Origin of the sequence: Lentibacillus sp. L22 (assembly GCF_040812445.1) — a bacterium.
GTDB classification, from domain to species: Bacteria; Bacillota; Bacilli; order Bacillales; family Amphibacillaceae; genus Lentibacillus_C; species Lentibacillus_C daqui.
Genome location: NZ_JBFNXI010000004.1, coordinates 25,879 through 48,115, shown reverse-complemented (window position 1 = coordinate 48,115; position 22,237 = coordinate 25,879). Strand labels below are relative to the sequence as shown.

At 40.2% G+C, this 22,237-nt stretch carries 19 protein-coding genes; 11 read left to right on the top strand and 8 right to left on the bottom strand.

The genetic code is table 11. The annotated features are described in order from the left end of the window. Window positions 1-329: 329 nt before the first annotated feature. From ABRT01_RS02990 to ABRT01_RS02980, 3 genes are all read right to left on the bottom strand, one after another. Entirely contained in the window at window positions 330-2,147 is a 1,818-nt protein-coding gene (locus tag ABRT01_RS02990) for a carbon starvation CstA family protein (RefSeq protein WP_367746293.1), read from the bottom strand. Between the two features lie 205 nt (window positions 2,148-2,352). Then, entirely contained in the window at window positions 2,353-3,087 is a 735-nt protein-coding gene (locus tag ABRT01_RS02985) for a LytR/AlgR family response regulator transcription factor (RefSeq protein ID WP_269412448.1), read from the bottom strand. Beyond that, window positions 3,087-4,823, bottom strand: a complete 1,737-nt coding sequence (locus tag ABRT01_RS02980; RefSeq protein ID WP_483101437.1) for a LytS/YhcK type 5TM receptor domain-containing protein — start codon at window positions 4,821-4,823, stop codon at window positions 3,087-3,089. Before ABRT01_RS02980 ends, ABRT01_RS02985 begins: the two co-directional genes overlap by 1 nt. Window positions 4,824-4,995: 172 nt before the next feature. Between ABRT01_RS02980 and ABRT01_RS02975 the strand changes: the two genes are divergently transcribed. Continuing rightward, complete coding sequence (locus ABRT01_RS02975) at window positions 4,996-5,271, top strand: CC/Se motif family (seleno)protein (protein WP_367746290.1); 276 nt, start codon at window positions 4,996-4,998, stop codon at window positions 5,269-5,271. A gap of 137 nt (window positions 5,272-5,408) precedes the next feature. On the opposite strand, the gene ABRT01_RS02970 is transcribed toward ABRT01_RS02975, so the two are convergent. Next, window positions 5,409-6,437, bottom strand: coding sequence for an AI-2E family transporter (locus ABRT01_RS02970; protein WP_367746289.1), 1,029 nt, complete (start codon window positions 6,435-6,437; stop codon window positions 5,409-5,411). A 571-nt stretch (window positions 6,438-7,008) separates the two neighbouring features. Here ABRT01_RS02970 and ABRT01_RS02965 point away from each other — a divergent pair. Together ABRT01_RS02965 and ABRT01_RS02960 are read left to right on the top strand one after the other, a co-directional pair. Then, window positions 7,009-8,019 (top strand): TAXI family TRAP transporter solute-binding subunit, encoded by a 1,011-nt coding sequence (locus ABRT01_RS02965; RefSeq protein WP_367746288.1) that lies wholly within the window; start codon window positions 7,009-7,011, stop codon window positions 8,017-8,019. 229 nt (window positions 8,020-8,248) lie between these two features. Next, entirely contained in the window at window positions 8,249-10,159 is a 1,911-nt protein-coding gene (locus ABRT01_RS02960; protein WP_367746349.1) for a TRAP transporter permease, read from the top strand. 224 nt (window positions 10,160-10,383) lie between these two features. On the opposite strand, the gene trhO is transcribed toward ABRT01_RS02960, so the two are convergent. Further along, window positions 10,384-11,358 carry an oxygen-dependent tRNA uridine(34) hydroxylase TrhO gene (trhO, locus tag ABRT01_RS02955; protein ID WP_367746286.1) on the bottom strand — a complete coding sequence of 325 codons (975 nt, stop codon included), beginning with the start codon at window positions 11,356-11,358 and terminating at the stop codon, window positions 10,384-10,386. 827 nt (window positions 11,359-12,185) lie between these two features. Here trhO and ABRT01_RS02950 point away from each other — a divergent pair. Beyond that, window positions 12,186-12,644: a DUF2188 domain-containing protein gene (locus ABRT01_RS02950; protein WP_367746285.1), complete on the top strand. Its 459-nt coding sequence runs from the start codon at window positions 12,186-12,188 to the stop codon at window positions 12,642-12,644. Window positions 12,645-12,781: 137 nt separating this feature from the next. Here the strand turns inward: ABRT01_RS02950 and ABRT01_RS02945 are convergent, their stop codons facing one another. Beyond that, window positions 12,782-14,386, bottom strand: a complete 1,605-nt coding sequence (locus ABRT01_RS02945; RefSeq protein WP_367746283.1) for a BCCT family transporter — start codon at window positions 14,384-14,386, stop codon at window positions 12,782-12,784. 233 nt (window positions 14,387-14,619) lie between these two features. Here ABRT01_RS02945 and ABRT01_RS02940 point away from each other — a divergent pair, with 233 nt between their 5' ends. Then, window positions 14,620-15,783 carry an MFS transporter gene (locus ABRT01_RS02940; RefSeq protein ID WP_367746281.1) on the top strand — a complete coding sequence of 388 codons (1,164 nt, stop codon included), beginning with the start codon at window positions 14,620-14,622 and terminating at the stop codon, window positions 15,781-15,783. Between the two features lie 47 nt (window positions 15,784-15,830). Here the strand turns inward: ABRT01_RS02940 and ABRT01_RS02935 are convergent, their stop codons facing one another. After that, complete coding sequence (locus ABRT01_RS02935; protein WP_367746280.1) at window positions 15,831-16,847, bottom strand: DUF3231 family protein; 1,017 nt, start codon at window positions 16,845-16,847, stop codon at window positions 15,831-15,833. A gap of 190 nt (window positions 16,848-17,037) precedes the next feature. On the opposite strand from ABRT01_RS02935, the gene paiA reads away from it, so the two are divergent. The 4 genes from paiA (at window position 17,038) to ABRT01_RS02915 (ending at window position 19,197) form a co-directional block, all read left to right on the top strand. Continuing rightward, complete coding sequence (paiA, locus tag ABRT01_RS02930; protein ID WP_367746278.1) at window positions 17,038-17,556, top strand: spermidine/spermine N(1)-acetyltransferase; 519 nt, start codon at window positions 17,038-17,040, stop codon at window positions 17,554-17,556. Between the two features lie 28 nt (window positions 17,557-17,584). Next, window positions 17,585-18,199 (top strand): FMN-binding negative transcriptional regulator, encoded by a 615-nt coding sequence (locus tag ABRT01_RS02925; protein WP_367746277.1) that lies wholly within the window; start codon window positions 17,585-17,587, stop codon window positions 18,197-18,199. A gap of 329 nt (window positions 18,200-18,528) precedes the next feature. Then, window positions 18,529-18,726: a cold-shock protein CspD gene (gene cspD, locus ABRT01_RS02920; protein WP_269411229.1), complete on the top strand. Its 198-nt coding sequence runs from the start codon at window positions 18,529-18,531 to the stop codon at window positions 18,724-18,726. Window positions 18,727-18,897: 171 nt separating this feature from the next. Then, window positions 18,898-19,197 (top strand): hypothetical protein, encoded by a 300-nt coding sequence (locus ABRT01_RS02915; RefSeq protein WP_269411230.1) that lies wholly within the window; start codon window positions 18,898-18,900, stop codon window positions 19,195-19,197. Window positions 19,198-19,207: 10 nt separating this feature from the next. Here ABRT01_RS02915 and ABRT01_RS02910 read toward each other — a convergent pair whose 3' ends face one another. After that, a complete protein-coding gene (locus ABRT01_RS02910) occupies window positions 19,208-20,071 on the bottom strand; it encodes an NAD(P)-dependent oxidoreductase (RefSeq protein WP_269411231.1) in 864 nt (287 codons plus the stop codon). 170 nt (window positions 20,072-20,241) lie between these two features. Here ABRT01_RS02910 and ABRT01_RS02905 point away from each other — a divergent pair, with 170 nt between their 5' ends. After that, window positions 20,242-20,688, top strand: a complete 447-nt coding sequence (locus ABRT01_RS02905) for a GNAT family N-acetyltransferase (RefSeq protein ID WP_269411232.1) — start codon at window positions 20,242-20,244, stop codon at window positions 20,686-20,688. A gap of 185 nt (window positions 20,689-20,873) precedes the next feature. After that, window positions 20,874-21,887 (top strand): DUF3231 family protein, encoded by a 1,014-nt coding sequence (locus tag ABRT01_RS02900; RefSeq protein WP_269411233.1) that lies wholly within the window; start codon window positions 20,874-20,876, stop codon window positions 21,885-21,887. Window positions 21,888-22,237 lie beyond the last annotated feature (350 nt).

The window sequence follows — 22,237 nt, the reverse complement described above, 5'->3', positions numbered from 1 at the left end:
AAGTGCTACAAGAAATATCATGAATGATGATGATAAGATTCTAAATAAAGTCATATTGTTTTAAAACCAATATTTCGTGCCAATTGGGTATAGGTACAAGTACAGGCGGCAGAAGCATAAAGTTTCTGCCACCTGATTTGTCTTTATGAATCTTCTTCGTTAATTTCTGGTTCTGAAAGTGGCGTTACAATTGCCCAATAGTCGGCCTTCATTTGAAGAACTTGTTGGCTTGTTTTTCCGCTCCTCATGTACCTTTTATGTACACTCCGGTGCCAAAAGCTACGCCGCCTAACTTCTCGGTCCTTTTTATCCTCCTTTTTGAACACGCACTATGAAGCAATTTCTGAATCAGATTGCTTTACTAATTCAGCTTGTGGAATTTTCCATAACTGCGACCATTTCTTAATCGCTGCAATAATGATAACCAGACCCAATATAAGCATAATAATGGATAGGACACCGTTTACTACGTTATATCCCGGATCGTCAGGATTTAAGTAAACATTTTTGGTCATCCAGTACCCCGCTACATTTACTGTTACATATAAGTAAGCGAGCGGAATGAGACATGTCAGCATATACCACCGCTTATCCGCAATTTTAAGAACAACTGTCGCTCCAATAATCAGTCCAATCGATGCCATTAATTGGTTCGACACACCGAACAGTGCCCATACAGAACTGATGTCACCAGAATATAACAAATAGCCCCAAACCAAACAAGCAAGTGCACTAGCAACAACATTGGCCGGAATAGAGTCCATCCTTTTCAATGGCTTGATAAAGTTGCCCAAAAAATCTTGAATAAGATAACGTGCTGTTCGTGTCCCCGCGTCAATAGCGGTCAAAATAAATATAGCTTCAAATAAAATGACAAATTGGTAGAAGTATGCCGCTATATTTGCAAAAAATGGTATTGCTTTAAAAATATATGTCATACCTACAGCAAGCGTAACTGCTCCGCCGGTTCTACCTTCCAAATCCATGTTTACTTCATCTTCCAGCTCTGACAAGTGAACATGTTGCATTCCGAGTTCAGCATATTGATCAGGAGTGGAATTGATGGCGAAATAATCTCCCGGCTCTAGCGAAACTGCTGCAATTAAAGCCATTAATGCTACTGCACATTCAACCAGCATAGCCCCAAATGCAACTGGTTTCGCATCTTTCCAGCGATTGAGCATTTTTGGTGTTGTTCCTGATCCAACGAACACGTGAAATCCTGATATTGCACCACAGGCGATTGTGATTGAAACAAACGGCCAGACCGGACCGGCAACGACTGGACCGCCGCCTAAAAACTCGGTAAAAGCAGGGAATTTAATGGAAGGATTGATAGCAATAACCCCAATAATAAGTGCTGCAAATACCCCTACTTTCATAAAAGTACTCAAATAATCACGTGGTTGTAACAACAGCCAAACTGGCAAAGCTGCAGCAAAGAAAGCATAGATTGGCAGAATGATTGCTAGCGTTTGACTGTCGAAAGTTAACAAATCCCCCAGCCAGGTGCCATTTAAATAGTGTCCAAATATGACCGCCAGCATAATCAAGGCAAAACCAACTATTGTGGCAAGTTTTAAATTTCCAGTTTTCTTATGATATAATCCAACACCCATTGCAATAGGGATGGTAATGCCTACTGCAAAAGTTCCCCACGGATTTCTTTCCAGTGCATTTAACACAACTAATGAAAGACCAGCCATTGTAATCGTTATGATAAATAACATGGCCATGCCCGTACAAAAGCCTGCAACAGGACCAAGTTCATCCTTGGCGACTTCCGAAAACGATTTACCGTCCCTTCTCATCGAACAGAATAAGACAACAAGGTCATGAACTGCTCCACCAATGACTGCACCAATCAGAAGCCATAACAAGGATGGTAAATAACCAAACTGTGCTGCCAAAACTGGCCCAACCAGCGGACCAGCCGCAGCTATTGCCGCAAAGTGATGTCCAAAGGTAACCCATTTATTTGTTGGCACATAATCTCTGCCATCGTCTAATTTATGGGATGGTGTCGGAACATTTTTCTTCTCATATGCATCTATTTTTAACACCCTGGATGCCATAAAAGTCCCGTATAATCGATACGCAATCAATAGTATACAAATAGATCCAATCACGATTGAAACCGAATTCATTTTGTTATCTCTCCCTTCTTTTCCCCAATGTAGGAAAGTCCTTGTGTTTGTATGCGTATACACATTATACAAGATTCTGATAGATTGAGCTCAACTTTTTCATAACATGTTAAAAACGCTGGCCAACATGCAAACAAATGGATACAACATGCATCTGAAGATCTGACAATTTTGTGTACTATTTTGGGATGATCTTTTCATCAAGCTATAGGGCCAGCCGATTTTTAAGTGCCTTCACATAGTTTCGGCTGACGGGCAATTTTTCCTTTCTGTTTTCCATTTCCAATTGGTAGGCACCATTGAACCAGGGGGACAGCTTATGAACATAGTCAAGATTGACCAAATAGCTCTTGTGAATGCGAAAAAAGGCATAGTTCTTCAGCTTTTCTTCCAAATCTTTTAATGGTACCCGCAAATCGAGTTCACCTGTTTTGGCAATCATTTTTGTTGTTTTTTCGTCACGGAAAATATAATATATCTCGTCTATTGGCATATAAATTATCTCGCCATCGACTTCTATGGCAAGTTTTTTCAGACTGTTTGAACGGGATGATTCTGCTGTTTCGGGTTGCAGGCGGTTTTGAATCCTGGTCACAGTTTCTGCGAGTTCGGATTCATCATAGGGCTTGAGCAGGTAATCTACTGCAGGAAGTCGAAAAGCCTTTGCTGCAAATTGTGGGTAGGCTGTCGCGAACACGATCAAAGGGACTTTCTTCATATCCTGTAGTGATTTTGCAACTTCCAGCCCCGGGATCTTCGGCATTTCCATATCCAAAAAGACGACATCCGGCTGCAACTGCAACGCTTTAACAACAGCATCTTCGCCATTGGAAGCTTCCCCTATGACATCAATGAATTCATATGCTTCCAGTAAAAAAGCAAGTTCCTGTCTGGCATATCGTTCATCGTCAATGATCAGTACTTTGATTGGTTCGTTCATCATGTTACCTTCTCTCTTGGAATGTTGCAATAAACGGTGGTTCCTTTATGTGGCCTGCTCGTAAAATGCAGACGAACATCGTTACCAAATGTCATCGTTAAACGACGATTGACATTGTATAGTCCCATACCTGTAGAGGTGCTGGAAGTTAGGTATTGCTTGCTGACTTTTTCCAACATTTCCTTTGACATCCCGGCTCCGTTGTCCATCACCTTTATTAAGATATCTTCGCCGTTGTCTTTGATGGATATAGTCACCAGACAATCTTTATCCATATTTTTAATCCCATGCCTGATAGCATTTTCAACAAGCGGTTGTAATGTGAGTGGTGGAATTTTTGCTTTCATTGTTGTCTCATCAATATCATAAATAATTTGCAGCTTATCTACAAACCGTGCTTTTTCAATTTCCAAAAATGCTTTGACATGAAGCAATTCTTGTTGCAATGATACGAAAGCAACTGTAGTCCCTTCCAAGTTTTGCCGAATGAATGTCGAAAGCGATGTTAACAACTTTCTTGCCTGGTCAGGATTGATGCGAACAAGAGAAATAATGACATTCAACGCGTTAAATAGAAAATGCGGGCTGATCTGTGCCTGCAATGCCTTGATTTCTGCTTCCTTTGCCAGTTTTAGCTTATAATCCGTTTCCGCTAACTCCAGTTGATTGCTCAGTAGCGAACTCAAGCCTTGGAGCAGCTGTTTTTCCACGTCCGTTATTTCTTTTTTCGATTGATAGTACAATTTCAATGTGCCGACCGTTTCCCCCCGTTGCTTCAATGGCGCTACAATCGCTGCTTCAAGCGGGCAATCATCTTGTTTGCAATCGATGGCTTGTTTACCTGCCACCATAAGCCTGCCATGCTCAATCACCTGCTTTGTTAAATGGGTTTGCAAAAGATTGCCTGCTCTGTGATGGTCATTGGCAACTCCGACATGTGCCAAAATATGGGTGTGATCGGTAATTGCAACCGCTGCTGGGTGGATTTCTCGGAATAAAATTTGACAGACAGCCTTTGCGGATTCCCTGGTCATGCCTTGTTGTAAATAACGTAACGTCTGCTCAGCGATACTCAGTGTTTTTTGTGCTTGTAATGCTGATGCTTTTTCCTCTTCGCTAATGACGCTGCGGATGATCAGCATGAATATGGCAGTACCAATCCCATTTGCCACAATCATTGGTAAGCCAATCACTTCGACAAGTGCAAGTGCCTTTTCAAACGGTTTGGAGATAAGTATGATCATTATCATTTGCATCGTTTCAGCTAAAGCACCGATAACAAAAGCCATTGGCAGTGTGAGATCTTTTTCACGACGGTAAAAGATACCTGCCAGTAAGCCCGATGCAACAGTCGCTGTGCTACAAGAGAGTGCAGTGAACCCGCCGAGTGTCATTCTGTGTATGCCTGCTATCAGTCCCGCACCAAGTCCAACCCGCCAGCCACCAAGCAAACCTGCAATTACGATACCGATAACCCGTGAATTGGCAATTGCCTCATCGGTTGCCAGGGACCAATTGACACTGGCGAATTTCAAATTACCGATGTCGAAAGCAACACCAAAATACGTGCCGATGATACCAAAAAATCCGAAAAACAGCATGGCAAAGCCTTTTTGCTTCCATGTTAACCGGTCATGATGGAGCATGGCACGGAAAAAATTCAGCCGCGTCAAAATGAACGCTACCGCAATAATAACCCCGACTCGCTCCAACATTGTCACTAATAGATCCAGCAAACGCACCCCCCCTTGTCCTATTTCTTTATGATAGCACATCATTTTTCCATGAGAATAGTCTCTGCAGTGATAAAGTGCATGTTCAAAAAGGAGAATACAATATTATTTGACTTTAGTAATAATTGAAACTCTTTGAATCCTCATGTATGATGATAACAGGGGGTGAATAGAGATGGAGGTAAAATTAAATGATGCATCCAGGCAGTGGATTGCATCAAAAGGCGGTCACCTAACAATTAAAACATTGGAAGTAAAAACTTGCTGTGCCCCAAATGTTCAAGAGGTTCTCGCCGTACCAGGAAAACCGAAGAACACTGGATATTTTCATAAGGTAAGGATGGATAACATAAACATCTATATTCACAAAAGTATCAAGCCGGAAAAAACCCTTACACTATCCTTATCAGGCTTTGGCTTCTTAAAATCGATCGCTACCAGGCTACAATGATAGTCGGGGAGGCATAGCTATCATTACTTACTTACCATTGCCTCGCACCAAACTATCAGGCTAAAAGGGATGTGCGCATGGTCGAAATCAAACAAAAGATATAGAGCGATTCTGAGAGTTTTTTGCCAAAGTTAAGCTTATTGTTCTTTTATTTGGTTTTTCTTCCCAATGGTTACGACATCCAATACATCCAATAAGAAAACAAATAATGGGATACCGAGTATGAGCCCCCACACACCAAAGAAGTGCTCTGAGAAGATTAATACAATAAATGTATAAAAGACGGGCAGGTTTGTTTTCGATGACATCAATTTCGGATTTAGAACATAGGCCTCAAATGCATGTACAACAGCCACGATAATGAGAATATATACGACTTGAATGATCCCACCGATACTGTATGCAATAAAGCAGAGCGGAATAAGCGAAATGATGACCCCGGCTACGGGTATTAATCCCAGGAAAAAAATCATGATGGCCAACCCAAACAACTGCGGAAAACCCATTAATGATAAGGCAATTGTTGTGATGACGGTGTTGACAATCGCAATAATAAATTGTACTTCAATCACTTTTCCAAAGGTAGCTGCGAATTTTTTGCTAAAGTATTCAATTTCTTCATGAAAAGGAGCTATTTTGCTGTCCTTGAATTTTTTTGTGAAATCAATTAATCGATCCTTTTCCAATAAATAGAACAAACTTAAAAGAAGGGCCAGCAACAACTGCAAACCAAATTTGCTGATATTGGAAAAGTACTCTAATAAAAATGTTACACCTTGATGAAAGTAGTCGGCAATTTGCTTTTCCTTAATATAAGTCACAATATAATCAATCACCACATTATCCTGTGGCTGCGTATAGAAGTCTGTTAACTGCTTAATTAACTGTGAAATTTCAGAGATGATGATTGGTAAATATTTCACGATTCCAAAAGACAATAATCCGACAATCAGAACATATTGTACGATAATAATAATTCTCCGATTCATCGGGATCTTTTTTAAAATGATACTGGATAATCGATCCATTAAGAAGGTAAAGATAAACGTTAGCAGTATTAAATTCATCATTCCTCGAAGTAAATATAAAATGAAGACAATCAGAGCAAAAATAACTACTCTTTTTATCCCTTTGTTTTGAAAAAGTTTGCCTGTTAAGTCACCCATCGACTATTATTCCTCCCATATAAAAAAGCACAAGCATTTTGATCAACCTCGACAGGTAAATGGCAACCACAATAGGGGGTTCGCCTGAGGCACCATTTAACCTTGTGAAGACAGTTGCTGGAACTAGACGTTTTTGAATTACTTTTATCTTTTAAAACCCACGAGACTTGTCAAATACTCCTGTCACCATCTTACTTTATTTTTGCATATATTCCTACTAGTGCGTGTTCAAAAGGATAAAAAGTTCCAGATTTTTTGAACATACTCTAATGGATGAATTAATATTTGTAATCTTTTTCACCCCATTATATGCTTTATGGAATTACATGTTTCCCGTAACAGTTTTGGGGTCAACGATTTTGTGGAAAAAGAAGCCACTACATGTAGTAGTTTACTAGTGTAGGGCTAATTTTTTTCTTGGGTTGGAATTTTCCTAATACTTGATTATAATCCAAAAAGAAGGTAAAATGTACTAAAGCGTTTTCAAATTAGAAAACTATTTTTATCATAAAGCGCATTACATAAGAGTATAAGATAATGAGCTTTAAATAAAAAATAAGGGGGAATTCACGTGAGAAAGAAGGTATTGTTACTAGCTGTTCTTATTTTTGCTGCTGGTATGATCTTAACCGCCTGCGGTGAGAGTGGAAAAGGTTCCAGCTCCAGCTCCGACGGTGGTGGAAAAAAAGAAGAAAAAACCAGCCTGACACTGGGAACCGGGAGCGTTGGTGGTGTTTATTATCCACTTGGCGGTGAAATGGCAACACTTTGGAAGAAAAATATTGATGTAGATGGGTTAGATATAAGTTCGGTTGAATCAGGGGCGTCTGTGGAGAATGTTGCCAAAATTCAATCTGGCGACTTCCAACTAGGTATCGCTCAGAATACGACCATGTTTGATGTAATCAATAAAACTGGTGAATTTGAAGGAAAGGATATGGATGATGTTGTTGTACTTGGCGCTCTTTATCCGGAAGCCATCCAGGTTGCGACAATGGAATCTGCTGGAGTTGACTCGATTGCTGATCTGAAAGGCAAAAAGATTGCAGTTGGCCCTCCAGGTGGCGCGACACGTGCGGCTGCCGAGCTGGTTTTAAAGGCCTATGGTATTGAAGATGGCGACTATGAGGCGTTTGAAGAAGGCTTTGGTGATGCAAAGGATAAATTGCAAAATGGCACAATTGATGCTTCCATTGAAGTGGTCGGTATTCCTTCTTCTTCCACCGATGAATTGCAAGCGTCGACAAAAGAAGTAAAATTACTTGATATTGATGGAGATGCGTTAAAGGAAGTCACGGATAATAGTGATTACGAGGAATATACAGTAGAAGCCGACACATATGATTGGCTAGATGAGCCTGTACAAACTGCTACAGCTATGGCAATATTAATTGGATCAAAAAGTGAAATCAGTGATGACCTTGCTTATCAACTGACTAAAACACTTGTTGAAAATGCCGGTGACATGTCTATTCAACAAGCAGAACTCATTACTAAGGATGATATTATGACAGGGATTCAAGATTTGCCAATTCATCCAGGATCACAAAAATATTTTGATGAGGAAGGTATTGGAGAATAATTACGACTAGCAGCATGTAGATAATTGACACGGATCTGTTCAGGTTATCATGTTAAAATTAATTAATTACCTAATCATAAAGAACCGGACAGCGCTTGTCCGGTTCTTTAACCTCAAAAAGCAGAGACGGCCGCTAGGCGCTGGAGTTAGACTAAAATGAAATGTTAAGAACGGAGGGATAACATTGTCTGACACATCTAACACACAAGAAATCGATCAGCATGAATTAATGGCCAAGTATGATAAGGAGAGTGCCTTTCGAACCAATCTGGGTCCCTGGGGCTGGATTACCTTAATCATCGGTGGAGCACTGACCATATTTCAACTTTATACAGCATTTTACGGTTCAAAGGTATCCCTAATTCAAGGAGCTATCCATCTTGGTGCAGGGTTAAGCTTGGTATATCTGCTTTATCCTTTCAAAAAGTCAATGACCAAGCGACAGGGCGTGCCTTGGTATGATGCGTTATTAGCACTAGCTTCACTTTTTGCGAATTTTTATATTTTATTTAATTACGAGCGGTTAATTAACGAAGCAATTATTTTTGGATTTACAGCATTTGATCAAATTGTAGCAACTGCCGGTGTATTGTTATTACTGGAGGCAACAAGGCGAGTAGTTGGGCTGCCGATCGTCATTATTGCGATTGTAGCTTTGCTTTATGGGCTCCTTGGTGCGTATATTCCGGTTATTGGCCATTCAGGCAAGGATTGGCCAACGCTAGCAACGGAAATGTTTTATAGTTCAAGCTCCATCTTCGGCACTCCAATACAAATTTCATCTACCTACATATATTTGTTTTTATTTTTCGGTGTAATCCTGGTAAAAACAAATATTGGTCAATTTTTCAATGATATTGCCTTAAAGCTGACTGGTAGATACACCGGTGGTACGGCAAAGGCTGCAGTGGCGGCTAGTGCACTCCAGGGAATGGTTAGCGGTAGCTCCGTTGCTAATACGGTTGGTTCTGGATCTTTCACCATTCCCATGATGAAAAATGCTGGATTTAAACCGCATTTTGCGGCTGCCACTGAGGCATCCGCTTCAACCGGGGGACAAATTATGCCACCAATTATGGGTGCTGCTGCATTTATTATGGCAGCTTACACGGGTGTTCCGTACAATGAGATCATTGTGATTGCGATCATCCCGGCTATCCTGTATTTTTCAGGTGTATTTATGGGCACGCATTTTGAGGCGCGGAAGCAGGGCATAATGGGTTTGCCCAAGGAAAAACTGCCTAAACTAAAAAACCTTGCAAAACGATTGGATTTATTCATTCCTCTGATTGCGATTGTCGGTTTCTTATTAATTGGGAAAACCCCAACATATGCGGCATTGTTTGCAATTGTGGCAGCCTTTATTATTAGCTTCTTTAGGAAAAGTACAAGAATGCCTTTTAAGGAAATTATTAAAATGCTGGAAGAAGGCGCTAGGTCAGCGCTTCCAGTTATTGCTGCCTGTGCAACCGCAGGAATTATTGCCGGTACAGTGACAACTACCGGATTAGGGCCGAAAATTGCTAGTGGACTTATTGAACTTGCCCATAATCAGTTTTTCCTTGTCATGTTCTTTACGATGATTGCCTGTCTGATTCTGGGAATGGGGTTGCCTACAACAGCTAACTATGTTGTTACGGCAACAATGGCTGCACCGGCATTATTGGCTTTTGATGTGCCAGTAATTGCAGTGCATATGTTTGTTTTTTACTTTGGAATTGTAGCGGATATTACTCCGCCAGTATGTTTAGCGGCTTACGCTGGTGCCGGAATAGCTGGTGCCAATCCAATGAAAGCGGGGGTAACCGCCGTCAAGCTGGCGATCGCTGCGTTTATTATTCCATATATGTTTGTTACGCAACCGATTCTGTTATTACAGGGGGATGCCAATGTATGGAATGTATCAATCGCAATTATTACAGCTATGCTTGGGATGGCAAGTATAAGTGCTGCCATGATTGGTTATTACGTCAAGTCGGTCAATTGGATCGAACGAATTATCATGTTTATTGCAGGTCTATTACTTGTCTATCCGGACATTACATTATCGGCGCTAGGATTAGTGATCTTTGCGGCAATTACAGCGTTTCAATTTATTAGAGGAAAAGCAGAAGAGAAAAACAAGCGTGAGACTGCATAATAAAAAGGCAGGTAAGGGAAATCTTACCTGCCAACCAATACACCAAGTCAGAAGTTTTTCTTTTAGATCATTCGAACTCCTGTACTTATAATTTTCTTAACGATTGGATTATCTTCGTGGAGTTCCTTTACTTTAAATGGATGCGTTTCAATCCGATTACCTACCTGACGTCTGATCTTCATTAAATTGAATGTTCTTCAACCATGCCCCAGGCTGCTTCTTTGTTATGCTTCTTGTTTCATATTTTCGCGCTCAATGATATCCAATCTCCGCTGAATTTCTTCCTGTGATAAATTGTGTTCTTTCACATATAGATTGTTTGGCGTTACCCGGCATTCATGGGTGCATCCGCGCATATATTTGTGCTCGTTTTCCTCGGAGCAAAGGATTTGTTTATTGCAATCCGGGTTGGCACAGTTGACATAGCGTTCACATGGTGTGCCATCGAAGTAATCTGTACCGACAACAACATGTTCTTTATGATTGATCGGAACGGAAATTCGCTCATCAAACACATAGCATTGTCCGTCCCAAAGTTCTCCTTGGACTTCGGGGTCTTTGCCATAGGTTACGATGCCGCCATGAAGTTGATTCACATCTTCAATCCCTTCATCCATAAGCCACCCGGTAACCTTTTCACAGCGAATACCGCCAGTACAATAGGTTAAAACTTTTTTTCCTTTTAACTGCTCTTTATGGTTTTGAACCCATTCAGGGAAATCTCGGAAATTCTCGATATCGGGATTAACAGCTCCGCGAAAATGTCCTAAATCATATTCGTAATCGTTTCGCGTATCTAATATCACTGTATCCTCAGATTGCATGGCGTCGTAGAATTCTTTTGGCGAAAGAAATTTACCTGTTTTTTCTAACGGGCTAACGGCATCATCCTGACGTAGTGTTACAAGTTCCGCCCGGTGTCTGACGTGCATTTTCTTGAATGCATGTCCGTCATGTTTATCGATTTTGAACGTCATGTCATGAAAACGTGGATCACGGTGCATGACGTTCATGTATTTTTCCGTTTGTTCAACAGGGCCGGATACAGTACCGTTAATTCCTTCTTTTGCTACTAAAATCCGGCCTTTTAAACCAAGATCTTTACAAAACTGCAGATGTTCGGCTGCAAACGTTTCGGGATCCTCCATTGGAACAAATTTGTAATACAATAAAACCTGATAATCTTGATTGTCTTCCATTTCGTTACCACCTTCATTTATATTTGCAAGATACAAATGGTTGGCAGTGTTTATTTATTTTTATCTTGCATAAAGGGTATTATATCAGTGTTTACAGATCGGTTCAACGTTGAAATATTTCCTCTGATTTTTGTTGTGACTAATTTTTACCGGAAATAGTGCATCTACACACTTTGTTTCCTATCTACCGAGAAAGCTTATCAACCTTTTCCCGTACTTTATCTTTTGCTTTGCTATAGGCTACTTGTACTTTCCCGGCCGCTTTATCCTTTTTCCCGGATGTCTTTGTTTCTTCATCTCCGGTTAATTCCCCCCCATTCTTGCTTCAAATCACCTTTTACCTGTTTACCCTTTCCTTTTGCTTTGTCCTTAGACATTCTCATCCACCTTTCTCCATTTTTTAAAATTGATCTTATTCGTTTGTTTCACTTATGCATCAAGCACGGCAGCTAATATTTTGTCTGCATCCCAGTTCAATATATTGCTTGGTGGCATCGGCCAAATCCTTGAGGGCATTTTTAAGATGAATTTTCCGCTCACCCTTTTGCTACTCAGGAATGCTGCGATCCATGTTCAGATACATAGTAAACACTTTCTTTGCATCGTTGTAGTCGATATTTTCTAGTTCTTTGAGTTGATCTTTAAGAAGCATGTGATTGTTCTCTCCTCCTTTGTCTATTTTTTTCTATCCTCTATAATTTTCTTTCCCCTCAAAAAAAACATTTTAAACTGCTGCAGCAAATGAATGAATGATGTTTACTCCGTTGCCTAATCGGGGAATAACCTGTCGTAAAAGGCAAGCCATTCTTTTTAGGAGGTGAACCGCAATGCCTTGGGATATGGATGATTATCCTAGTTCTATGAAAAACTTAGATGAGGTTGTTCGTAAAAAAGCAATTGATATCGCCAATGCTATGGTGGATGAAGGATATAAAGCGTCTCGCGCCATTCCTATTGCCACCAAGCAAGCCAAAACGTGGTATGAGGATGCCAGCCAAGATGAAATTCAAGCATTCAAAAACCAGGCAGATCCGACAGCAAGAGGCAACAGGGACGATCGGTATGCAAGCCGTCCGGAAATGTTGGAGAAAAATGAACGGATTATCCCCCATGAAAAAGGATGGGCTGTCCAGGCTGACGATGCCAAGCAGCCAAGCGATGTATTCGATACGAAAGCCGATGCCATTGACCGTGGTAAAGAGATTGCCAAAAACAAAGGGACAGGTCTTACCATTCACCGAAAAGACGGAACCATTGAGGATCATATATCTTATAACAAAACATAAAAGTGAGTGTTCAAAAAGAGAGGCTTGGACAAAACCCGGTCAATTAAGTTTAAAAAATGGTACCTATTATTCCATTGATGAAGGTACCATTTTTTAAATTTCCTATGGGTTTATGTAAGCAAAAAAGGACACTTTAATTAAACATTTTTTCTCTGTCTCGTCTTGCTAGTGCTGCTTTTGTGTCCTATATCCCTTACATTATTGATCCACGCTTGATCTTCATCCATCATCTTCTTACCAGCGTATATAGTCAGGCATTGTACGAAAATAATTGGTATTCCCATTAGCCCTGAAACTACTTCCAATGGTTCCAGTCCGCCGATCCTCAATAATAATAGGGCAAACACAGTGATAATGGCGGCAACAATCAGACGCAAATTTTTCGATGGTTCTGATCTGCTACTGTTTCTCATTCCAGCATAAGTGGCGATGGTATAGGTGGTTGAATCCAATGTTGTAATCATAAAAATCATTGCGATGATGATAAACGCAACAACTGCTACAGTAGGTAAAGGCAGGGAATTCAATATTAACGGAATGGCTGCCTCTACCTCGTTGTTTTGCACAATGTCCGGCACAGGAACATCCCCGGTAAGATAACTGTGAACACCAAGACCTCCAAGTACGGCGGTTGTCCCCCAGGATATAAGCATTGGCGCTAATAAATAGGTCAAGATCATTTCTCTTATTGTTCTGCCTCGAGATACTGTTGCAGCGAAAACACTGTGCAGCATTGCCCATGTTGCATTATAGGCGAAATAAAATACGGTATTGCTTTGGATATGTGTGCTTTCTCCCATATGAACGGCATTTGTATTAAGGGAGAAGTCAATATAATGTGTGAACAGAAACCCGATAGAGTCCGTGAAATAATTAAGAATAAATGCGCCCGGTCCTGCTATCATAATGAATACAGCAAATGCACCGGCGAGATACATGTTTAATGTGCTTAACTTTTTAATACCCCTATCTATCCCCAAGTATGCACTAATAGAGAAAAAGAGTACCCACACAATGGTTATAATCAAGGTTAAACCAAATGTGATTTTGATATTAAATATTTCGGCAAGACTATAGGTGACAATCGGAGTACCAAGACCTAATGTAACAGCGGCACCTGATAGTATACTAACCAGAAAGATTATATCCAGTACCTTACCACCAATTCCGTCAGTGAATTTATCGCCAAAAATACTGCGGCATGCTTCGGAAATCCGCATCATCGGTTTCTTCCGGACATGCACCAGGTAACCCATTGCAGGGGCTGCCATAACGAAAATAGCAAACGTCTGGAAACTCCAGAGGAACATACTATAGGAATTCCCCCACATTAACGCTTCCGCAGATTTTGCCTCTACACCAAAAGGCGGGTCGATTGCAACATTGGCCCATTCCGTCATTCCCGTACGCATGATGGTAGATCCGAGGCCCATGGCAACTAGAATCGAAGAATATTCAAATAGGGTGAACCTGGGTTTTTCCATCGGATCACCTAAGACGACATTCCCATACTTAGAAAAAGATAGATAGAGACCTACTCCAACCATGAGAATGGCATACCATAAATATCCCCAGTTGAACGTTGCAATAACCTGGTTGAAAATGTTGTTTAAAAGTTCTAGAGATTCTTTTGAATACATCGCAAAAGGGATACAGGTGGCAATCATAATAATTAATGATGGTGCAAAAATGCGTTGATCAATTATTTTTTTCTTTGTTTTGGATTGATTTCTCTTTTCCATAAAAGTTACCTCCTAGCGATTAAATCGTGAATTTCTTTGATGCCATGCCTTTTTCCATTTACCACCTGATTTTCTGCGTAAAACTGCATTTTGTGTTTCTAACTAGATCACTTTGCACAACGGTGTGACCATTTAAGGCTGTTTTTGTTTAAGGATGTTGGATGGCGGGAACGAAAAAATGACAATAAAAGCTAAATGTTTATTCTAAAAATAACTTAAAAGGGGGGGTTTAAATGCGTGAAATAACGGTAGGACTAATTCCTGCTCCCGAATTACCGGAAGAGTTGGCTTATGATATAGTTGAAGAATTACCCGCTATTTTTTCTGAAAAAATTAATCATAAAGCGTGTTGGAAGATTGAAATTGCGGTAGATCCGCTTACAGGGGCTGTGGAAAATGCCAAGGAAGTTATTGATGAAGCTGGACAAATCAAACAAAGGAAAAACTGGGATTATGCGTTATGTTTAACAGACCTCCCTATGTATTCGGATAAAGATTTGATGCTGGCTGAGGTTAATTTTGAACAAGGTGTCGCTCAGCTTTCTCTTCCTGCATTTGGTTCTATGCCCTTACGTAGTCGTGTGCGAAAATCGATTGTTCAATTAGTAGGGGAATTATATGAACGAAGGATGGAAAGCAGCAACGCAACCACATCTGCAAATAAGGAGATGGTCTCAGCGAATGAAAACGTCCATCAAAGTGGTAAGAAAAAGGGTTTAATAAAGAGGCAATTTCATTTTTCTCCCATTCGTAGGGTTGAATCTGCCGAAAAAGAGGAGGCACCGGATCTACGTTTCATTATTACACCCCGAATCCACGGGAAATTAAGGGTTCTGTTTGGAATGACTTACGCGAATCGTCCTTGGAAGATTATTCCGTCTTTTAAACCAATTGTTGCGGTTGCGTTTGCTACAGGAGCATATGGTTTAATATTCCCCACCCTTTGGGAAATAAGCCATTCCTTTGATATTCTGCGTTTGATTGGCTTGATGGGAGCAGCTATATTAAGTATAGTAGTCTGGATCATCACAGCGCATAATCTATGGGAAAAGCCCACATCAAAAAACAATCAAAGTGTAAGAAAACTATATAACAGGGTTACCGTTCTCACCCTTATAATAGCGGTAATATTCTATTATGTCGTCCTGTTTATACTTTTTTTATTCACGGTACTTTTATTCGTGCCGCCGGATTTGTTCATCTCTCTGGGAGGAGTAAAAGGATCGGTTAGTTTTGGTAACTATGTTGATCTTGCATGGCTTGCGACCTCAATCGCTACTTTAGCAGGGTCAATTGGTGCTAGTCTGGAAAACGATGAACTCGTTCGAAACATCACATATGGATATCGACAAAATCGACGTTATAATGAAATGAACCAGGAGGAAGCGCACACTTAGCAGGACTTGTATAGATTAAAAACCAGGGGGCATTACACTGAACCCCCTTAACCGCCATCCCCTTTTGCTAATTTTTTCCGATTTGTAGCCATGGGAGGCTGTTCTAACCATTTATTTTTAATCATGATATTGGCCCCATCCTCGGAAAGTTTCTGTACTTCAATGAATAATCGGTTATACATTGCACCCAAATCCATTCTGGGGCTTTGCGCAACACTTGTACCATAAAAGCCAGTACTCAAAGCAATCAAAGCAGTTGTATAATATATCATTAATTTATCGGAAAATGTAGATGTTGTACTAGTTGTTACATCTGCATCCCATACCATAGGGACAGGTAAATTACTTTCTTTTAATTTTTCGCTAAATAAGTTAATATGCTTTTTGGCAACTTCAATACATCTGAGCATGAATGCAGTGGCATCCTTTGATTGGGCAACTTGGCTAAATCCAGTTAAAACAGCTGCTCCAAAAGCATTTCTTTGGATATTAGCATAAAGGTTAGTCACTTCTGATCCTGTTAACGGTCTTTTTTCACCAAAAATGTCCCATAAAAAACCTTGCTTTTGTACAAAGTTAACTTCATCAAGATTGGGCAGGTATGGTGCTCTGACATACAACCCCTTTGATAACAACAAATCTTTTGACATCTCGTATAATTCCATTGTCTCTGATAGACATTCTTTATAGTAGGCGGTAATATCTGACCTTACAGCAAAGGACAAACTAGCTGCATATCTTGTAAGACCTATTGCAGCCATCTGATGTAAAAACGTTAATGCAAAACTGTCAGCGTATAACCTTGGAGCGGTTACATCAACATCTTCCTCCACTTTAAAACCATGCGGGACTTGATGCTTTTCCTCAGTGAGTATCGTATTGATTTTTTGCAAATGTCCCTGAGACAACTTCAAAGCATGTTCAATTACAGGCTTTATTTCTGTATCCTCGGCCTTTTCCAGTAAATAGCTTAACGTACATTCACTTGCACTATCTTCCATGTATTGGGAAACAAGCTGTGTTATTTCTCCTGAGGTCAGTCTTATTTGTTTTTCCTGTTCCACATTACCCCTCCATTTTTGAACAACCTTCTTGCTGGGTATTCTTTGTAATTAAAAGTGAATTATGCGGGATTAGTGTTCTTACTGTGTTTTGTTTGCCAATGAAGATGATTTGGATTTTTTATTGCAAATACAACAAAAATAATGTAAAAAGGGAAACAAACGCGACTATTGAGGGAAAGGGAAGATTCAGATGTCTGTGGTTATCAATGAATGTACAGTTGAGGATGTAAAAACACTTCAAGAAATCAGTTATAACACGTTTCATGAGACTTTTTCCAATATGAATTCAGAGGAGAACATGAAAGCTTATTTGGAAAATGCTTTTAACACAAAGAAGTTGGAAGAAGAAATATCAAACCCCGCTTCAACATTTTATTTTCTATATTGTAATGGGGAACTTGCAGGTTATTTAAAAATAAATGTTGATGAGGCCCAAACAGAAGATATGGGGGAGGAAGCACTGGAAATTGAAAGGATTTATATTAGTGAGGAATTTCAAAAAAACGGGCTTGGAAAGTGCCTATTAAAGAAGGGGCTGGAAGTTGCAAAGGACCAAAACAAAAGGAAAATTTGGTTAGGTGTCTGGGAATATAATACAGGTGCGATCCGTTTTTATCAAAGGATGGGGTTTGTTAAAACGGGCTCACATTCTTTCTACATGGGAGACGAACAACAAACGGATTTTATTATGGTCAAAACAATGGCATGAACAACTTAATTGATGGGAGCGTGAGTATATGTTTATTCCACGGCATTTTTCAATCAAGGATGATGAAAAACTTTATGAAATCATAGATGAATATGGGTTTGCTACTTTGTTTTCGCAGCATGAGGGAGAACCTGCAGCCACACAAATACCTTTAATGATGGATAAAGACCGGAAACATCTTTATGGTCATTTTGCACGATCGAATCCGCAATGGAAGGATATAGACAAACAGCGGGTTCTGGCTACTTTTCATGGTCCGCACTGTTATATTTCATCGTCTTGGTATGAGACAAATAGAGCAGTCCCTACATGGAATTATATTACTGTACATGTTTACGGGCATGTTGAACTTATCGATGGCAAAGAATTAAAGGAATCATTGAGTGAACTTGTACTAAAATATGAAGGCCCCGACAGCTCATACAAATTAGATGAGGTCGATCCCAAATATATGGAAGCCCAGACGAAAGGAATTGTGGGTTTTAAGATAAAGGTCGATAAAATGGAAGGTAAAGCGAAATTAAGTCAAAACCATCCAAGGGAACGGCAAAAGATGGTGATTCATGAACTTGAAAAATCTGAACATGAAGACGAACAAAGGATTGCTTCATACATGAAAAAGAACCTGAGGGCCGATAATTAGAGTGATTCTCTGATGCTTCCTGACGAAGAGGGACAAAGCTGTCTCCCAAGTTGAGGTGTTCTCTCCCGTCCAGAACAAGTTGCTCGTATAGCTAGTGCTAGAATATCGCATGTTGGTGGAGAAGAAGCAGACATACAACAATACAAGAAAACTTCCGGAAATTTACTAAATAATGGCTTGCATTTTTTCTCATAAAAGAGTAAAGTTAAAAGTAGCAAAAGGAAATTGAAGTTTGAAATAATACTTTACGATCTCTTTATCAAAGTGAGTGTAAACGTATTTATGATTCAATTACTTTGCACGATATTTGGATAAGGAGGTCATCCTCAATGACTGGTAAAGTAAAATGGTTTAATGCAGAAAAAGGCTTCGGTTTCATCGAACGTGAAGACGGGGACGATGTATTCGTACATTTCTCAGCAATCCAGGCTGAAGGCTTCAAAACACTTGAAGAAGGCCAAGATGTTGAATTTGAAATTGTCGAAGGTAACCGCGGACCACAAGCGGCTAACGTCGTTGTTCAATAATAAAACAACAAAGGGCTTATCTCCTCGGGGATAGGCTCTTTTTTTGCAAGTTAAGAAAGTATAAAAATAAATTTTTGTTTCATTTTGTTTTTAAAAATGACAGAAACCCCTACTGAATGGAGTTTTTACTTTTTATTGGATATTCAAATTGAAAAAGGCTGGTGATCATTGATGGAAAATCGTGATGTGGATCAAAAGGTCATTGAAAACTATGAAAACGCCGAAAACATGATGATACTCGTATTTGCTCAGTGGTGCATCAATCATGATTTGCACCCAATGAAATTATACCAAAGGGCTTATCCGACCCAAAGTGCCAATCAGGCATTAGCCGCGGCACTGGAGCACACTGTACCGAAAGCCGAATCAGAAGAGATTTCCGATCAGACGGTATTACAGGTGCTCCAGCTCTTTGGCAATAATGATTTAGCATATGTTGTTCAGTCAGAAATCGAGCAACGGAAAGAATAAGTCAAGAATGTTATTTTTCCAGTAACTTGATAAGGGCTTGTGTCCCGCTGTCTGCATCTCCGTTTTCTGCCAGTTGTTTGTACAGTTTTAGTGACAGGGCTAATCCCGGGGTTTCTATACCCATTTCTTTGGCAGTTTCCAAGGCGATTGTCATGTCCTTGATAATATGTTTGACATAAAAGCCTGGGGCAAAGTCTCTTTTAATCATACGGGGTGCCAGGTTGGACAATGACCAGCTGCCAGCAGCCCCTGTTGTAATGCTGTCCAGGACTCTGCTGGGATCAAGTCCGGCTTTTTGTGCATAAACAATCGCTTCACATACACCAATCATATTAGAAGCAATTGTGATTTGGTTACACATTTTCGTATGCTGCCCGGCACCTGCCTCTCCTTGTAAAATGATTTCACTGCCTATCACATCCAAAATGGGACTTATTTCATCAAAAACATTCGGGTCGCCGCCAACCATAATGGCAAGCGTTCCATTCCTTGCTCCGATATCTCCACCAGATACAGGGGCATCCAGTGCTTTGATTCCTCTTTCCGCAGCTTTCTGATAAATATCAACAGCAAGTGCCGGTTTTGATGTCGTCATATCGATCACAACGGTACCTTGCTTGGCATTGGCCAAAATACCGTCATCACCAAAGTAAATCTCCTCAACATCTTGCGGGTATCCTACCATAGTAATAATTACATCGGCTGAAGCTGCTACATCTGCAACCGTATCTTTCCAGGCAGCACCTTTATCAAGCAGATCCTGAGCCTTTTCTTTCGTACGCGTATAGAGGGTCAATTCATATCCAGCATTCAGTAAATTTTCCGCCATACTTCTACCCATGACACCTGTTCCAATAAATCCAATCGTTGTCATATATCGATACTCCCTTATTTAATAGTATACATACCATTTCGACACCCATACGCCAAAATCCTTTCTTGTGTGGTATACTGGAAAAACAAAGGCGTCGTAGCTGTACAAGCTTTTGTTAAATGACTGCACAACTATAAATTTCATACACGCTTAGCTAGGAGTTGTTTTAGGTGCAATGGTTTAAAAAATCATTTCATGAAATACCGGTAGATGAATTATATCAGATTATCAAAGCGCGAGTTGATGTATTCATTGTTGAACAATCCTGTCCATATGAGGAGTTGGATAATTGTGATCAGGAAGCGATTCATTTATTCTTGAAAGTAAATAATGAAATTGCAGCTTATGTTCGTATCTTACCAAAAGGTAGGACATTTCCGGAAGTATCCATTGGCAGGGTGCTGGTGGTGGAAAAATATCGTGGCCATGGTTATGCCAAAATGATCATGCAACGGGCGATTAACTTTATTGTTGAAGAATGGCAGGAAACTACCATCAAAATTCAAGCTCAAACCTATTTGCAATCCTTTTACGAATCGTTTGGGTTTCAGCAGATTTCACCGGCTTATTTGGAAGATGGCATTCCCCATATTGATATGATCTACTGTAGTAATTAATTTGTATGTAATGACAACTGAACTTTGCTAATCAACAACAGAGGACAGGAAATCCTGCCCTCTGTTTCTTTATGGAAACGCAACAGAATAATACAGCAATAGCAAATGATTCGTTCCACCCAATTGCATAATTTCCCTGGTGAGGTGAAAGATACTTCTAATAAAACACCTTTGGAGGGACTCTTATGAATACACAGCCTAATCCAGATTTGACCTCTTCAGAAATCGCAAGTCTTTGGAGTGGCTATCTGAGTGATTCGATGGCAATACAAACCATTAGCTATGCATTAACTCATATTCAAGATCAAGATATACGTGCTGTATTTGAATTTGCTTTGAGCTTATCGCAACAACACGTGCAATTTGTGGAAAACATGTTTACGACAGAAGAAATCGCTATTCCTTTTGGGTTTTCCGAACAAGATGTAGATCTAAGTGCACCACGCTTGTTTACGGACGACTTTTATCTCGTCTACATACAAAACCTTGGGAAAATGGGGGTGACAGTCTATACAATGGCTTTGGCTAATGCGGCACGTTCGGATGTTGTTCAGTTTTATAAGCAATGTCTTCATACATCAGCGGATTTATTGGACCAAGCCATAAAAGTGAAATTGGAAAGAGGAGTTTTTACAAGAGCCCCCTATATTCCTAAACCGAAAATTGCAGAATATGTCAATGACCAGAATTATACGAGCGGAGGATGGTTTAATGAAAAACGTCCGTTAAATGGAATTGAAATTACGAACCTATACTACAACAGTGAAAGGAATACGGTGGGAGCCGCTCTGATTACCGGGTTCAGCCAGGTGGCTCAATCAAGTGAGGTTAGGAAGTACATGGCCAGGGGACGGGATATCTCAGAAAAACACGTCAACACATTCAATAAAATTATGAGAAATGACCATTTGCCTACTGCTCAAACGTGGAACGCATTACCCACGGATTCTACACAACCTCCATTTTCAGACAAACTGATGATGTTCCATATTGCAGCGATGAATGAAGCCGGGATTGGTCAATACGGCGCAGCAATTGGCGCTAGTCAAAGATCGGATTTAATCACAACGTATACGGCGCTTACAGCTCAAATTGCAAAATATGCCGCAGATGGTGCAGATATCATGATTAAAAATGGGTGGATGGAAAAGCCCCCGCAAGCTCCAAATCGGGAATCAATTGCAAAAGGGAAACATTAGGTGTTCATGAATGTATTATTTATGGTAATCATTATTCGAGTAAAAGGTATTTTTTCTAGAAAGTTAAGAAAGTATAAAAATCAGCTTGCGTTCAGCTTATGCCAGAATAGGCCCCGTCCGGCTCCAGCGCCCAGCGGCTAGCAAACTTCAGGCTTCTTCCTACGATAAGTCAACATCGGTTCGCTTCCAGCTTACCGTGTTTCCTTTATCTCGTCAGAACCCTTCCAGTTTGTACGCCGCTAACCGGGCGCTTCCGCCTTTGAGTTCAATTTTTTGGGACTATATTGTTTGAAATTCTGCACACGTGGTAAACATTAAATAGATTAGCACTCGACCCGGAAGAGTGCTAA